Annotated in this window: 16 protein-coding genes; 5 read left to right on the top strand and 11 right to left on the bottom strand. The window is 75.4% G+C overall.

All coding sequences use genetic code 11. The features are described 5' to 3' along the window. Positions 1–124 precede the first annotated feature (124 nt). On the top strand, positions 125–775 hold the full coding sequence (locus tag HCJ94_RS03790) for a dienelactone hydrolase family protein (protein WP_167999546.1): 651 nt from the start codon (positions 125–127) through the stop codon (positions 773–775). Here the strand turns inward: HCJ94_RS03790 and HCJ94_RS03785 are convergent. Then, the gene (locus tag HCJ94_RS03785) at positions 767–1,876 is read right to left on the bottom strand and encodes an AI-2E family transporter (RefSeq protein ID WP_167999545.1); all 1,110 of its coding nucleotides are present in this window, start codon (positions 1,874–1,876) and stop codon (positions 767–769) included. The two genes, HCJ94_RS03790 and HCJ94_RS03785, sit on opposite strands and share 9 nt — an antisense overlap. 175 nt (positions 1,877–2,051) lie before the next feature. Here HCJ94_RS03785 and HCJ94_RS03780 point away from each other — a divergent pair, with 175 nt between their 5' ends. Continuing rightward, on the top strand, positions 2,052–2,222 hold the full coding sequence (locus HCJ94_RS03780; protein WP_205800629.1) for an antitoxin: 171 nt from the start codon (positions 2,052–2,054) through the stop codon (positions 2,220–2,222). Positions 2,223–2,277: 55 nt separating this feature from the next. On the opposite strand, the gene HCJ94_RS03775 is transcribed toward HCJ94_RS03780, so the two are convergent. Both HCJ94_RS03775 and HCJ94_RS29895 read right to left on the bottom strand, forming a co-directional pair. Beyond that, positions 2,278–2,880 carry a hemerythrin domain-containing protein gene (locus tag HCJ94_RS03775; protein WP_167999543.1) on the bottom strand — a complete coding sequence of 201 codons (603 nt, stop codon included), beginning with the start codon at positions 2,878–2,880 and terminating at the stop codon, positions 2,278–2,280. Positions 2,881–2,991: 111 nt separating this feature from the next. After that, positions 2,992–3,303, bottom strand: a complete 312-nt coding sequence (locus HCJ94_RS29895) for a phosphotransferase (protein ID WP_309227135.1) — start codon at positions 3,301–3,303, stop codon at positions 2,992–2,994. A 485-nt stretch (positions 3,304–3,788) separates the two neighbouring features. On the opposite strand from HCJ94_RS29895, the gene HCJ94_RS03765 reads away from it, so the two are divergent. Further along, positions 3,789–4,052 (top strand): hypothetical protein, encoded by a 264-nt coding sequence (locus HCJ94_RS03765; RefSeq protein ID WP_167999542.1) that lies wholly within the window; start codon positions 3,789–3,791, stop codon positions 4,050–4,052. Positions 4,053–4,056: 4 nt separating this feature from the next. Here HCJ94_RS03765 and HCJ94_RS03760 read toward each other — a convergent pair whose 3' ends face one another. After that, positions 4,057–4,731 (bottom strand): C39 family peptidase, encoded by a 675-nt coding sequence (locus HCJ94_RS03760; protein ID WP_167999541.1) that lies wholly within the window; start codon positions 4,729–4,731, stop codon positions 4,057–4,059. A gap of 362 nt (positions 4,732–5,093) precedes the next feature. Continuing rightward, a complete protein-coding gene (locus HCJ94_RS03755; protein ID WP_373684184.1) occupies positions 5,094–5,483 on the bottom strand; it encodes a pyridoxamine 5'-phosphate oxidase family protein in 390 nt (129 codons plus the stop codon). A gap of 162 nt (positions 5,484–5,645) precedes the next feature. On the opposite strand from HCJ94_RS03755, the gene HCJ94_RS03750 reads away from it, so the two are divergent. After that, complete coding sequence (locus HCJ94_RS03750; RefSeq protein ID WP_309227134.1) at positions 5,646–5,993, top strand: YkvA family protein; 348 nt, start codon at positions 5,646–5,648, stop codon at positions 5,991–5,993. Between the two features lie 54 nt (positions 5,994–6,047). Here the strand turns inward: HCJ94_RS03750 and HCJ94_RS03745 are convergent, their stop codons facing one another. The 5 genes from HCJ94_RS03745 to eccB all read right to left on the bottom strand — a co-directional run bounded on the left by HCJ94_RS03745 (position 6,048) and on the right by eccB (position 10,837). Then, positions 6,048–6,857, bottom strand: a complete 810-nt coding sequence (locus HCJ94_RS03745; protein WP_167999540.1) for a hypothetical protein — start codon at positions 6,855–6,857, stop codon at positions 6,048–6,050. 154 nt (positions 6,858–7,011) lie between these two features. Then, the gene (locus tag HCJ94_RS03740) at positions 7,012–7,434 is read right to left on the bottom strand and encodes a hypothetical protein (RefSeq protein WP_167999539.1); all 423 of its coding nucleotides are present in this window, start codon (positions 7,432–7,434) and stop codon (positions 7,012–7,014) included. A 236-nt stretch (positions 7,435–7,670) separates the two neighbouring features. Next, positions 7,671–8,921 (bottom strand): WXG100 family type VII secretion target, encoded by a 1,251-nt coding sequence (locus HCJ94_RS03735; RefSeq protein WP_309227133.1) that lies wholly within the window; start codon positions 8,919–8,921, stop codon positions 7,671–7,673. Further along, positions 8,914–9,282: a hypothetical protein gene (locus tag HCJ94_RS03730; protein WP_167999538.1), complete on the bottom strand. Its 369-nt coding sequence runs from the start codon at positions 9,280–9,282 to the stop codon at positions 8,914–8,916. The genes HCJ94_RS03735 and HCJ94_RS03730 overlap by 8 nt, the downstream gene beginning before the upstream one ends. Before the next feature lie 97 nt (positions 9,283–9,379). Next, on the bottom strand, positions 9,380–10,837 hold the full coding sequence (gene eccB / locus HCJ94_RS03725) for a type VII secretion protein EccB (protein ID WP_167999537.1): 1,458 nt from the start codon (positions 10,835–10,837) through the stop codon (positions 9,380–9,382). Between the two features lie 151 nt (positions 10,838–10,988). On the opposite strand from eccB, the gene HCJ94_RS03720 reads away from it, so the two are divergent. Then, positions 10,989–12,173, top strand: coding sequence for a type VII secretion protein EccE (locus tag HCJ94_RS03720; RefSeq protein WP_167999536.1), 1,185 nt, complete (start codon positions 10,989–10,991; stop codon positions 12,171–12,173). Positions 12,174–12,261: 88 nt separating this feature from the next. Here HCJ94_RS03720 and eccD read toward each other — a convergent pair whose 3' ends face one another. Next, positions 12,262–13,659, bottom strand: coding sequence for a type VII secretion integral membrane protein EccD (gene eccD, locus HCJ94_RS03715; RefSeq protein WP_167999535.1), 1,398 nt, complete (start codon positions 13,657–13,659; stop codon positions 12,262–12,264). Positions 13,660–13,680: the final 21 nt, after the last annotated feature.

The following is a 13,680-nucleotide window of genomic DNA, read 5'->3' as shown; positions in this document are numbered from 1 at the left end:
CCTACCCGACGCCCCGAACGGCAAACGCGGAGGCGGCTCCGGTCGGACGGACGGGCGTGTGGGGGGTTGACAAGAGCCCCTTCCTTGCGCGCATGGGGCGGGGGCGGGTGGGAACGTGCGGGGTATGGACGTACGGAGCAGCGAGGTGACGATCCCGGCGGGGGAGGCCCGCCTCACGGCGGACCTGCTGATGCCGGCGGAACCGGTGGGCGTGGTGGCCTTCGCACACGGCAGCGGCAGCTCCCGGCACAGTCCCCGCAACGTCGCGGTGGCTCACGTGCTCAACGGGAGCGCCCTCGGCACCGTCCTGGTGGACCTGCTGACCCCGGCGGAGGACGCGGTCGACGCGCGTACCGCCGAACTGCGCTTCGACATCGGCCTGCTCGCCGGCCGGCTCGCGGGGATCGTCGACTGGCTCGCCGCCGAGCGACCGTTCGGTCCGGTGCCGATCGGGTTGTTCGGGGCGAGCACGGGTGCCGCCGCGGCGCTCGTGGCCGCCGCCGAGCGACCCGACCTGGTCAAGGCGGTGGTGTCCCGGGGCGGCCGGCCGGACCTGGCCGGCCCGGCGCTCGGGACGGTCCGCGCCCCGACCCTGCTGCTGGTGGGTGGCCTCGACGAGCAGGTGATCACACTGAACGAGCAGGCCCAGGACGCGCTCCCAGAGACGGCCGAGCTGACGATCGTCCCGGGCGCCACCCACCTCTTCGAGGAGCCCGGCGCCCTGGAACAGGTCGCCCACGAGGCGGCGACCTGGTTCACCACCCACCTACGCTGACGCCTCCGACATCGGGCCGGCGCGGTGCCGTTGGACGGTGTCGACCACGCGCCAGACCACCGCCGTGATCGGCACCGCCACGAAGGCGCCGGCGATGCCGGCGATGAGCGTGCCGGCGGTGACCACGACGAGGATGACGGCCGGATGCAGGTTCACCTGCCGTTTCATGATCAGCGGCTCCAGCAGGTTGCCCTCGATCTGCTGGACCGCGATAACGGCGGCCAGGATCAGCAGGGCGGTGACCGGGCCGTTGGCCGCGAGCGCCACCAGGACGGCCACCGTACCGGCCACCGTCGCCCCGATGATCGGGATGAAGGCGCCGAAGAAGGTGATCAGCGCCAGCGGGAACGCCAGCGGCACCCGGAGCACCACCAGCGCCAGGCCGATGCCGATGGCGTCGATCGCCGCGATCATCAAGGTTCCCCGGCTGTACGCGCCGAGCGTGTGCCAGCCGTTCCGGCCCGCCTCGGCGGTGAGTGCCCGGTTCGGTCCGGTCATCCGGTCGAGCATCCACCGCCACATCGTCCGGCCGTCCTTGAGCAGGAAGAAGAGCAGCACCAGTGCGAGCAGGGCGGACCCGAACACCTCGGCGGCGGTCCGTGCGCCGGACACCGGGTCCAGCCCGCCGCCTCCGCCGGCGGCCTGCCGAGCCTGGTCGACCAACCGGTCGAGCTGTTGGTCGGAGACCGGCAAGGTGGAGGTCACGAAGTTTCTCGTCTCCTCCACGCCCCGGGTCAGCTCGCTGCTCAGCTTGTCGAACTGCTCCGCCGTGAGGTTCCACACCAGAGCGCCGACACCGACGAGCACACCGAGCAGCAGCACCACCGTCAGCAGGGCGGCGAGTGACGCCGGCAGTCGCAGCCGGCGCAGCAGTCGTTGCACCGGGTCCAGCATCGCGGCCAGGAAGAGGGTGGCCGCCACGGCGATGGCGAGCGGTGCGAGCAGCAGCGCGATCCGGCCCAGCAGGTACAGCCCGGCGACCACCACCACCAGGCACGCGCTCCACAGCACCGCGGCGCGAACCAGCCAGGGCAGGTTGGCCCACGCTGCCCGGGGGCCCCGCTCCCTCGGCTCCTCAGTCGTCCGTCCGTCGTCGACCACGTCGGCCCTCCTCGATCTCCGGGCGAGTCGGTACCCGGACGGCGGCTCCGCGACACCCACGCTAGGCCCCTTCCGGCGTCCCGGCGCGACGGTACGTCCACGTTTGTGCCATCCGCCCCGGGGAACGCAGAGAACCGAACCCCGATTCGAGGAGGATCCCCCCGTGAGCGACTTCATGGACAAGGCCAAGGACTTCGCGGACAAGCACGACAAGCAGGTCGACCAGGGGCTGGAGAAGGGCGGCGAGCAGGTCGACAAGCGCACCGGCGGCAAGTACGACGAGCAGACCGACAAGGGCGTGGACACGGCCCAGGCGCGTACGGGCGAGGGCGACCAGGCCCGCTGACCGGCGTACCCGATCCCGGGCCGCCCCACGCGGGGCGGCCCGGGATCGGCATGTGTCAGCTCTCCTTCGCGCGCAGTTCCGTCATCGTGGTCGGGCGACCGCTCAGCGCGTCCCGCACCCGGTCCACGAGACCGGTGCCCGGAGCGAGCAGCTTGTTCGCCGGTGGCCGGTCCGGAGCGGCCGGGTGCGGCCGGGTCGGCGCCGACTTCTTGGCCGCCTCCACCTTGCCGGCCAGCTCCACCAGCTCCTCGTGGGCCACCGCCGCCCGCAGTCGGGGGAACAGGTCGGACTCCTCCTCCTGCACGTGGTGCCGGATCGTGCGGGTGAGGTGGGTGAGCAGCTCGTCGAAGCGGGGGTCGCTCGGGTCCACGGACTCCAGGTCCTTCATGGTCCGCTCGGCGTCGGCGTGTTCCGAGATCTCGTGTTCGGCGATCTGGTCGCCGTCCGGCAGCGCCTTACGGGCGGTCGGGTAGACGTGCATCTCCTCGGCGATCGAGTGGCGAACCAGCTCGGCGATCACCACGTCGGCCAGGTGCCGGCGGTGCTCGGGGCTGCCCTGCCGGCTCTCCAGCTCGACGAAGAGGACCTCGACCTCGCGGTGGTCGGTGATGAGGACGTCGAGGACGTCCGGTCCCGTGGTGGTCTGTGGGTTGGTCATGTCGTGCCCCTTACCGGTTGCGGAATCGGTGGGAGCCCTCCTACCCGTGGGTCGCCGGTCGAACCCACCGCCGTGTTCCCGGTCCATCGGGGAGCCGCACGGTGGCCCGGCTCAGCCCTCGTGGTCCGCGAGGATCGCGGCCAGCGTGTGGCGGGCGGTGGCGGACATCGGCGGGTTGCTGTCCACGTAGTACGCCAGCGCGCCGACCGCCTGCACGAGCGCCCAACCCTGCCCCCGTGCCCAGGTGGCGTCGTCGACCGCGAGGGCACGCCGGTACCGCTCGCGCCGGGCCGGCGGCAGCAGGTTCCACGCCGGCATGAGGTCGACCGCCGGATCGCCGACACACACCGTGCCGAGGTCGATGACCACGGCGAGGCGGCCGTCGCGCACCAGCAGGTTGCCCGGCATCAGGTCGGTGCGCACTCCGCCAGGTAGCGCTGGACGTACGCGTCCTTCTCCGGCAGCGGCCCACCGCGCGAGTCCCCGTCCCACCCCCGGCCGCCGGTGTCCACCGCCTGCAGGGCCCGGACGAACGCGGCAGGTCGTCCGCGAACTCGGCGGCGTCACGGAGCCGCGCATCGCGCCACGGGTTTCCGCCGGAGGGTTTCTCCTTGGCGAGGGCGCGCCACCGGCGAACGCCGCACCGTCCACCGCTGCCGGCGGGGACGGTTCGCGTGCCGCAGGCGGGGTACTCGCCGCCATGTCCGACCACCGTCCGGCCGACACCGTCCGGTCGCCGCTGGACCCGGCCGTCGAGCGGGTCGACGCGGTGGTGGGCGGGGCGCGCCGGCGCTCCTGCTGCCGATCAACCCGCTCCGGGTGCTCGACCGGGCGGTCGCGCCCGTCGTCACCACGCTGGCGGAGCAGTTGCACGAGGCGAGCTCGACCGGGTCCGGGAACTGGTGCTGGTGGCGGCCGAGCTGGCCGGTCGGGCGTCGGCGCGGGGAGTGCGCGCGTACGGGGACTCCGTCGTCACCGACCTGCGTACCGCCGCGAGCGATCTGCTCCGTGCCACCGGCTGCAGCCCGGCCGACGCGAACACGGCGGTGCGGCGGATGGCCGGCGCCGGTCAGGAGGCGGTACGCCGGGAACGGGCGGCGGCCACCGCTCGACGGTCCGTCCCCGGAGACGCCGACGGGCCGGCCGCCCCGGTGGGGGAGGCCGGCCCGTGACCGGTCAGGAGGAGTAGCCGCGCTCGGCGATCCAGTTCGCGACCTTCTCCAGCGTCATCCAGTACTCGCCCTGCGGTGCGGCCGGGTCGGCGATGCGGATGAGGTCACCGCCGTCGCGGTAGCCCACCAGGGTCAGGTAGTGGCCACCCTCGTACGAGTGCGGGGCACCGTCGGTGTCGACGGCCGTGCCCTTGATGTTCGCCACGACGGGACGGCCCTCGTCCACCGAGTCGAGCACGTCCTTCCGCAGCCGGTCGACCTCCTCCGGCTTGGCCACCGGGCCCGGGATCTCGGTCGTCCGGTACGTCCCACCGGTCAGCTCGTTGAGCACCCGGGTGGTGTCCAGCGCCGAGTCGGTACCGGCCTCGGTGGTGCCCAGCATCTTCGCGACCTCGTCCTGCGGCAGCGCCTTACCCTGCGCCGACAGGGCGATCCGGGTCGCGGCCGGGCCGCAGTAGTAGAAGTTCGGCTGCGCCTCGTACTCGATGCCCAGCATGCGCTCGGCCCGCTTGTCCCGGCCCGGCTTGTCGTTCTTGTCGCCCTTGTCGGCGCGGACCGACGTGACCGGGTCGGTGACGGCCGGGGCGGCGTGCGCGGTGGTGGCCGGACCGACGACGCACCCGCCGGCGACCAGCAGGCAGGCGACGGACAGACGGCTCTTCTTCGCGATGAGACTCATGGGTCGGGCTCCATTCGGGGGGTCTGACGCCTCCGGCGGACCGGAGACGGCAAGCACCAGGAAAGGCGCTCGGCTCAAGGACTGGAGAGCCCGGGGCGAGACGGCCCGCGGGCGTACCGGTTCTGCAACGGGCCGGACCCGGACGCCATTCCACGTCGGGTTCGACCACCGGGGAAGACAACGGCAGGGGAAGGGCGGGGGATTCCTCGGTACGGGTGGCGCCGGTCACCGCGGTACGGCTCGCACGCGGTCCGGTGATCGGTTGCGGCCAGCCCGGCGCGGGCCGGCTGCCCGTCCGCCCGGGTGATCGCGGGCCGGCGGCTCGTCTGCGCGGCCGGTTGCGGGACGGATCGGTCAGATGGTCACAGACCACCCAGGAGGCGCGTCACGGTGATCTCGATGACCACCCGGGCCGGATTGGGGCGCGGGGTGCGGTAGCGCTCGGCGTACCGGCGCTCGGCCTCGGCGACGGACGCCGGGTCGGAGCGCACGACCGCCCGCCCCTCGATGGTGAGCCAGCGCCGGCCGTCCACCTGGCACACGGCCACCGGGGTGCCCCCGGCTCCGGCGGCGGCCACGTGCCGGGCCTTGAGGGACGTCCCGCTGGTGATGACGCGGGCCAGCCCGGCCTCCGGATCGACAGTGACCCCCACCGGTACGACGTGCGGGGTGCCGTCGGCGCGCAGCGTGGTCAACGTGGCGAGGTGCCGCTCCCGGCAGAACTCGACGACCCGCTCATCCCGCAACTCCACCCGATCTCCCTCCGCGACCCCGCCCGATCCTCCCACGCCTCCCTCCCCGCCGATCATGGAGTTGTGGTGGGTGGTGTGTGGCAACGTGCCGCGTTTGCGAGGCACCACAAGTCCATGATCGCCACGTGCGGGGCCGGGCGGCGGTGGCGGGGTTGGGCTAGCGTGACGGATGTGTCGCGGGAGGTCTGGCTGATCCTCGGCGTCGTGGCGGTGGTCACGCTCGTCGGTGCCGTGCTGCTGGCCATCCGGGTGTTCCGCATGCGGCGGCTGCTCGGCAGCCTCGGCGTCGGAGGCCGGGTCGCCTTCTACGGCGCACTGATCTACACGATCCTGCCGGTCGACCTGCTGCCCGACCCGATCTACCTGGACGACATGGCCGTGCTGGCCGGCACCCTCCTCTACCTGGGCCGCCTCGTGCGCCAGCAGCGGAGGAGCGTCCACCGTGGCGACGCCGGCCTCCCCGGCCAGCCGACCCCACCAGCCGTCACCCGCCGGCCGGGCGCCCAGTAGGCGGGGACGGCCGGCCCCGGCGACGCCACCAGCCGGCACCCGCCGGCCGGGCGGTCAGTAGGCCGGGACGGCCGCGCGACCCCGGGCCGCCGCCCCCTTCGGCGCGACCGCCGGGATCTCCCGGGTCTGCTCCGGCTCCGGACCGCCGATCAACGCGAGCACGGACGGCTGCTCCTCGGGGCGGCGGCGGGTCGCCGCGTACGCCTCGTCGCGCAGGGCGCGGGCCGCCTCGGCGGCGCGCTCGGCGGCCTGCCACGCCGACTGCTCCCGCTCCCGGGCCGCGCGGTGGCGGGCGGCGAGGTTGTCGCGGACCGCCCGGCGCAGCACCAGCTCCTGCTCGACCGGGTGCAGCCGGGGGTCCCACCCGTCCTGGTGGGCGAAGACGGCACTGACCTGCTCCACCGACAGCTCCCGCCGCCAGTACGCGGCCAGCGCGGCCCGGTGCAGGAACCGCTCCCGCTCGACGTACTCCGCCGGGGTGCGGACCGTACGCGGCAGCGGCAGCGCCGCCGCCGCGGTCAGCCGGCGCACGTCGGCCTCCGCCTCCTCGTACGCCGTCCAGGCCGACTCGACCGCCTCCTGCGCGGTCAGCCACTCGGTGCGCAGCCGGCGGGCGGTGGTCGCCGCCCGGTCCGCGGCGACGGCGACCTCCTCGGCGTACCGGCTCAGCTCCCGTTCCTCCGCCGCCCGTTCCAGGTCGCTCGGCATCGCTGCTCGGTGGATCCGGGTGCCCACGTCGAGGCGCAGCCGGCCGGGGCGCAGCAGCAGGGCGGCGGCGGTGACGGCGACCACCGCGAGCAGGCTGAGCCAGATCACGGCGGCGCGGGGAACGTCGGGGAGAACGGCGGAGAGCACGGTCTGCATCAGGTGACACCTCGCGGTCGAACTCGACTGTGGTGGCCCGGTGACGGGCAGGGTCTGGTGTACCGGCGGGATCCTGGAAACAATGCGCCCTCGCAGGGCTGTTCCCTTCCCCGACCCGAAGGAGGAGCGCGCGGCGCTCGTCGGGGGTGCCGGATCAGGCGGTGGGTGGGCCCCGGCGGGTGGTCGCACCCTCGCCCGGCTCACCTGCCGGCTCGTGCCGTGCGTCCGAGACCGCGGCGCGGCTCACGGCCGGCTTGATGAGCGGCCGGACAGCGGCTCCGCCGGCCGGCGTGGAAGCCACGGCGTGCCACGACGCGGGCGCGGCGTCGCGCGTCGCGATCGTGCTGGTCCACAGGGCGGGCGAATCGGCCGACCCGGATGCCACCAAGGTGTCGACGTCGATCGCGATGCCCGGGCGGGCCGCCTCGACGACCGCCGGCGGCGGTGCCGCGGTGGCGGCCGGGGCGCCACCGAACCCGGCGCCGAGCGCCAGCGCGACCACCGCCAGCCGGGTCATCTCGCGCAGCGACCGCAGCACGGTGCCCCACAACGGGCGGGCGGGCGCGACGGAGGGCACCCGACAAACCTATCGCCGGATGGCGGCCGGCGCAGCCTTCGCCGAACGTCAGAGCGGGTGACCGCGACCACGTGTGCGATGTGGACAGGCTGGGCCGGGTTCGCCCGGGCCGAGAGGTTCCGGGCCGAGCCCGTGCCCTCCTACCCGCGATCGACCCCACGGGCGACACCCTGACGGTGTCCCGGAGACACGGAAGGGCCACCGACCGGTGGCCCTTCCCGGGTGTGCCTGTCGAATCAGTTGCCGAGCACCGGCGGTGCGCCCTCCGGGCCGTCCCGCCAGACCATCTCGTCCTCGGTCAGCCAGGTCAGCCGGCCGTCGGTCGGCTCGTCGTCGCTTCCGTGGCCGGCACCGAGCAGGCCCGGGCGCGTCCCGGCGGCGGCCGCGCGGCCCGCGTCCGTACGCCCGATGCCGCCGACCGCCCGGTCACCCGGCACGCGGCTGGCGGCCGTGCCCTGGCGGGTGGCGGCGTCCCGGCCGGAGCCCTCGCCGCGGCGGCCGTCGGCGCTGCGCCCGATCCCGGTCGCCGACCGGCTGTCCGGCGCGCCGGTGCCGACGATTCCGCCGGCCGGGGTGCCGCCCGGCGTGCCGAACGTCAGGCCGGGCCCGGTGCCCGGGGTCGCCGTCGCACCACCGCCCCGGCCCAGTGCGGCCAGGCCGGCGACGCCGCCGGCCAGCGCACCGCCGAGCAGCGGATCGGCTCCGGCGAGCGAGGTGCCGCCGACGGGTGCGGCGCCGAGCGTCCCGGTGCCCGGGGCGCCGCCCCCGGTCGGGGTCGCGGTGCCCCCGGTGCCGGACGTGGGCCCGCCCGACGCCCGGTCGGGCGTCGACGCCGTCGCCCCGCCCGTGCGCGCGGAGAGCTCGCTGGCGGTCGGCGTGCCGACCGCCGGGCCACTGCGCGGCGCCGTGGAGTCACGGTTGACCGAGCCGGGCGTGTCCGGTGGTGGGGGCGGCGGGGGCACCAGCCGCCCGTACGCGGACAGGTCGTAGCCGGCGGCCAGCTCCGAGACCACGTTGACCATCCGCTGGTGCGCCTTCTCCTGCTCGGCCTTGTCCTGCTGGTGGCCGAGCAGGCCGCCGACGACCATGCCGGGCACACCGAAGACCGCGCCCTTGGCCGCGCCGGACATCGCCTGGTCGTGGTCGTCGGTCTCGGCCGGGCTCTCCGCCTGCTCCTTGGCGGTCCGCAGGTGGTCGGCCATCAGGGTCAGCCCGCGGCTCACGTCGGCCATGCCCTCGCCCAGCGACTCGGCGTACGTGGCGACGAAGCCCAGCCGGCGCTGGAACTCCTGGCCCGCCTCGCCCGTCCACGTGTTGGCCAGCTTCTCCAGGTCGCCCTTGAGGTCGCGGCGGAGGTCGTCCACGATGCCCTTCAGCGCCGTCCACTGTGCCGCAACGCCCTCGATCTGACCGGGCTGACCCGCCATCACACCGTCGTAGAGCGCCTGGTGGCTCTCGGCCTGGTAGCGCTGGGTGTACTCAGACACGCGGCTGCTCCTCCCGGGTGATCGCCTCGTCGACCCCGGCGAGGGCGGCGGCGATGTCGGCGGAGTTGGCGGCGTTGCGCGCCTCGGCCGTGCGGTAGCGGGCCAGGATGGTGGCGGTGGCGGTCTGCGCCGCCTCGACGGCGGTGCGCAGCCGGGCGACGTGCTGCGAGTAGGCCAGGTGGATGTCGCTGTATCGCCGGGCGTTGTCGGTCGCGTCGGCGAACGTGCCCAGCGCCGGCGGCCGGCACTGCATCTCGGTGTCGAGCTTCCGCACCGCCCGCTCCGCCTCGGCCAGCCGGTCGGCGAGCTTCCGGCGGAAGTCCTCAAGGGACATCAGGTCGACTGTCGTGCGCCCGGTCATGGCAGCATCCCCGTACGTCGTGAGTCGATAACCGTTGGCGACGCTCAGGTTAGTCGACCGATGCGACACCGGGCGACCCACCGGCGGCCCGATCCCGTCACTCGGCAGCCGGCAAACCGGTGGAAGCCGGTGCGGCGGGCGGGGACGGGTCGGCCGGCGCGTACCGCGTCAGCGCGTCCTCCCGGTCGAGGGTGGGGCCGGTGGGGATGAGCGCCAGCAGCGAGGCCGGCACGACCAGCGGCGTCACTCCCTCGTACCCGAGCGCGGTCTGCGCGCCGGGGCCGAGCGGGTGCCGCAGGCCCTGTGGGGTGACCAGGTGCACGGTCGCACCGGGCGCGGGCGCGCCGCTCTCCCCGGAGCCGGTCGCGGCCTGGACCAGCACGCCCTTGCCGCCGGGCAGCAGCACGGCCTCGGCCGTGCGCACACCGTCCCGGGAGGACTGCCGGACCGGCTGCGGGCCCTCCCGTCCGGCGGACAGCTCGGCCGGGGCCCGGTCGAACACCTCGATCGTGGTGGTGGGCGGACCGCCGTCCGCGCCCGCACGGTACGTCGCGCAGAGCACCGACCGGCCCGGCGCGACGGGGTGCAGCGCGGGCAGGGTCTGCGGGATGCCCTCCGCCTCCACCCGCTGATCGGTCAGCAGGCGGCCCGCCTCGTCCGGAGTGATGTCGGTCACTGTCCCGCCGGCCCGCAGCAGCAGGAGAGCACTCACCTCGCCGATCGAGGCCAGCCCGTCCCGGGTCAGGACGTAGTGCCGGCCCGCCGCCCGGAAGACCTGACCGATCCGGGCCTCGGAGCCGCCGACGCGGACCTGACCCGGCTCGTCGTCCCCGGGGACGGACGGCTCGCGCAGGGTCGGGCCGGCGGGCACCGCGTTGAGCAACTGCTGGCCGACGGTGAGCGTGGGCGCCCCGGCCATCCGCAGGGCGGCGATCGCCGGGTCACCGCCCTGCACCTGCAGCCGGGCGTCGCCGGTGAGCAGGTGGCGTTGGCCGTCGACCTGGACCAGCACCGCCCGGTCGCCGAGCGGCGTGCCGCCGGGCAGCGTCCGGTCGATCACCAGGCGGGTGGTCGAGCGGCCGGCGCCGGCCGGGTCCGGCACGTCGCAGACCGACCAGGGCAGTCCGGTCAGGGACTTCCGGTCCGGCAGGGCGTCGGGGGCGCCGACGATGCCGACGGTACGGCCGCGCGGCCGGTCCCGGATCGACGCCTGCGACATCGTGCGGATCGCGGGGTCGGCCTCGCCGAGAATCAGGCGGGCCGAGGCGTAGTTGAGCGTGGGGTGCAGCTGGCCGTCCAGGAAGACGTACGTCGCGCCGGTCTCCCGCTCGATCACCAGCGTGTTCTGCTCCAGCGGGGCCGTGTTGCCGGTGAGCTGCCCGTACGCGCCGACGCCGCCGAGCACCACCGCCGCGGCGATCACGCTGCCGAAGACCGCCATGCCGAGCCGCCGCATCGGCAGGTTGTTCGTCTCCGGGTCGCCCGACAGCAGCGCCGAGACGATCCGACGGGTGACGAAGCGGTACGCCTGCACCTGGTCGCGGCGGGTCCGCATGGCTAACCTCCGGCGGGGGTGGGTCCGCGACGATCGGTCCGTGTCGGCGCCGCGGGCTTCCCTACGATAAGGGGCCGTCGGCGGGCCACCGGGACCGCCGCCCGCGCCGGTGACGACGCCGCCGCGGTCCGTCCAGGAAGGACTGCCACCGATGACGCAGGTTCAGGCGCCGCCGGGCCGCCCCCCGCAGACCGGCGCACCGGCCCGGGCCCAGCACCCGGCCACCGCCCCGGCCGGCCCGGCTCCGCGACGGGGCCGGCTCGGGCCCGTCGCGGTGGGGCAGCTCGTCATCCTGGAGCTGTGCGCCCTCGCGGTCGCGGCGGCGCTGGGCGGGCCGACCTGGCTCACCGCGCCCGTCGCCGTGCTCGCCGCCCTTGTCGTCGTCGCGGTGCTTGCCCGCCGGGGCGGCCGCTGGTGGTACGAGGACCTGATGCTGCGCCGGCGCCTGCGCCGACGCGCCGAGCGGGCGCGGAGCAGCGTCAAGGCGGGCACCGCGGTCGACCCACGGCTGGCCCCGCTGGCACCCGAGCTGACCGTCGTGGAGCTGACCGACCGGGGCACCCGGCTGGGTGTCGGGCAGGACGCCCAGGGCTGGTTCGCCGCCGTGGCGGTGCAGGGCCGGCCCGGGCCCGGCCCCGTCGAGGCCGCGGTGGTGGACCGGGCGGTCCGCGTCCTCACCGAGTTCAGCGGCCCGGTGACCCGGGCCCAGGTGGTGTCGCACACCCTGGTCTGGTACCCGGCACCCGGCGCGCCGCCGGCCGCCCACCGTACGGTCTGGGTGGCGCTACGGCTGTCGGTGCGCGACGCCCGGGTGGAGTCGTTCAGCCGCGGTGGCGGGATGCCCGGGGTGCACCGCACGCTGTCGGCGGGTGTCGGCCGGCTGGGGAAGGCGCTGACCGCCGCCGGCCTCGCCCACCGCCCGCTCGGCCGCGACGAACTGCGCGCCGCGGTGGTGTCGGCGGCCGGGCTGGACCTGGCGCCCGCCCCGCCCACCGAGACCTGGACCGGGCTGCGCGGCGGCGGCTGGACGCAGCGCTGCCTCACCCTCCGGCCCCGCGCCGAGGCGTCGTTCGCCACGCTGGTGGACACGGTCACCGCGACGTCCGCACCGTCGCACACGCTCGCCGTCGGGGTGCTGCCGGGCGGCCGGTTGGCGGCGCCGCTGCTGCGCGTCGCGGCGCTCGACAACCACGTCGAGGCGCTGGTGAAGGTCGTCCGGGACGTCGCCCGCAAGTGCGGCGCGCCGTCCCGACCGGTGGACGGCCAGCACGCGCCCGGCGTCTACGCGACCGCACCGGTGGCGGCCGGCGTCGAGACCCTCGCCCCGACCGCCTGACTCGCGGCAGGGTCGGCCAGGTGCCTGGCCGGCGGCCCAACGCCGACACCACGGTGGAGGGCGGCCTGCGCCGGCCGCGCCCCACGGGTCAGGGGCGGAGGTTCACGATCCAGCCGTAGAGGCCGACGACCCAGACGGCCAGCGGCACCAGCGCGATGATGAGCAGGATCTCCACGATGTCGAGCAGCCGACCCCACACGGGGGAGATCCGCTTGCCGGCCACGGTGAGGCCGTAGATCAGGCTCGCCACGGCGGCGAGCAGCGCACCGCCGAGGATGAGACCGAGACGCAGCGCCATGGAACCGCCCGCGAAGGCGGCCGCGGCCGCCAGGCCGAGCCCGGCGGTCCCGGCGAACAGCACCGGCGTCCGCTGCGCCCGGCCGAGGAACGGCCGGGCCCGCAGCAGCGAGAGCAGGGCCAGGACGAGGCAGAGCAGGACGGCCGGCAGCCGCCCGTCCAGCGCGAGCACCAGCTCGGCGCCCAGCACCAGCAACGAGACCGTCCACACCAGACCGGTCAGGAACTCGTCGGCGCGTTCGCTCAGCTGGAGCACCCGCCGCCCGTCCACCGACTCGCTGTCGGTCTTCAGGTCCTCCGGGCCGGTGGGGATGGACGGGACGGGCAGCCGGGCCAGCCGGTACGCGACCATGGGCAGCGCCGGGACGGCCCCGAACGCCACGGCGGCCACGACCGCCGCGGCAGCCGCCGGGCCGATGCCGAACGCGAGGCAGAGCAGCGCGCCGACCGCGGTGGCCGCGCCGATCGCGACCGCGCCGAAGAAGACCGGCAGCCGGTCACCGACGGCCAACGCCGCCACGGCCGCGCCGACCACGACCGCGGTGGTGGCGAGCAGCACGTGCGGGGCGGCCAGCTCGGTCAGTGTACGGTCGCCGGCGAGCAGCAGGAGGCCGCCGACGGCCGCGTACCCGAGGCCGGCCAGCGCGAGCGCCGACCCGGTGGCGCTGTCGGCGGCGGCCCGGGACAGCACCGCGGCGCCGACCAGCAGGGCGACCGCGACGAGCAGCGCGGCCAGCGCGCCGGGAAGCTGCGGTGGGCCGGTGAACAGCGCGGCCAGGGCGCCGCCGCCGAGCGCCACCGCCGCGAAGAGCACCGCGAAGGCGCGCGTGGTGCCGACCTGCCAGGCGCCCGGACGCTGGTTGGTGGCGGTCGCCACCGCGTCGACCACGTCGTCGAAGACGATCTCGGGTGTGGCCGACGCGCGCGGGTTGAAGTAGAGGATCTCCCCGTCCCGGATGCCGAGCTGCGCGGCCGTCCGTCCCCCGTCCAGCGGCGACCCGCCGAGCCGCGCCAGGCTCCAGCCGCCGTGCCGGACGCCCTCGTCCGCCAGGTCCTCGCCGGCGTAGCGCAGCAGCGTGGGCAGCAGGTCGGCAAGGGGTACGTCGGACGGCAGCGCCAGGTCCATCCGGGTGCGCGGCGCCACGATGGTGATCCGGCTCAGCCCACCGGTCGCCGTCTTCGTCGCCACAGTGGCCTCCTCGCTCGTCCT

Origin of the sequence: Micromonospora thermarum, assembly GCF_012034245.1 — a bacterium.
Taxonomy (GTDB): Bacteria; Actinomycetota; Actinomycetes; order Mycobacteriales; family Micromonosporaceae; genus Micromonospora; species Micromonospora thermarum.
Note: the sequence above shows the minus strand (reverse complement) of the source record. Positions and strands in the feature narration are given on the sequence as shown.

Coding starts and splice junctions, on each gene's coding strand:
- HCJ94_RS03790 (WP_167999546.1), top strand. CDS start 125: ATGGACGTACGGAGCAGCGAGGTGACGATCCCGGCGGGGGAGGCCCGC.
- HCJ94_RS03780 (WP_205800629.1), top strand. CDS start 2,052: ATGGACAAGGCCAAGGACTTCGCGGACAAGCACGACAAGCAGGTCGAC.
- HCJ94_RS03775 (WP_167999543.1), bottom strand. CDS start 2,880: ATGACCAACCCACAGACCACCACGGGACCGGACGTCCTCGACGTCCTC.
- HCJ94_RS03760 (WP_167999541.1), bottom strand. CDS start 4,731: ATGAGTCTCATCGCGAAGAAGAGCCGTCTGTCCGTCGCCTGCCTGCTG.
- HCJ94_RS03745 (WP_167999540.1), bottom strand. CDS start 6,857: ATGCAGACCGTGCTCTCCGCCGTTCTCCCCGACGTTCCCCGCGCCGCC.
- HCJ94_RS03730 (WP_167999538.1), bottom strand. CDS start 9,282: ATGACCGGGCGCACGACAGTCGACCTGATGTCCCTTGAGGACTTCCGC.
- eccB (WP_167999537.1), bottom strand. CDS start 10,837: ATGCGGACCCGCCGCGACCAGGTGCAGGCGTACCGCTTCGTCACCCGT.
- HCJ94_RS03720 (WP_167999536.1), top strand. CDS start 10,989: ATGACGCAGGTTCAGGCGCCGCCGGGCCGCCCCCCGCAGACCGGCGCA.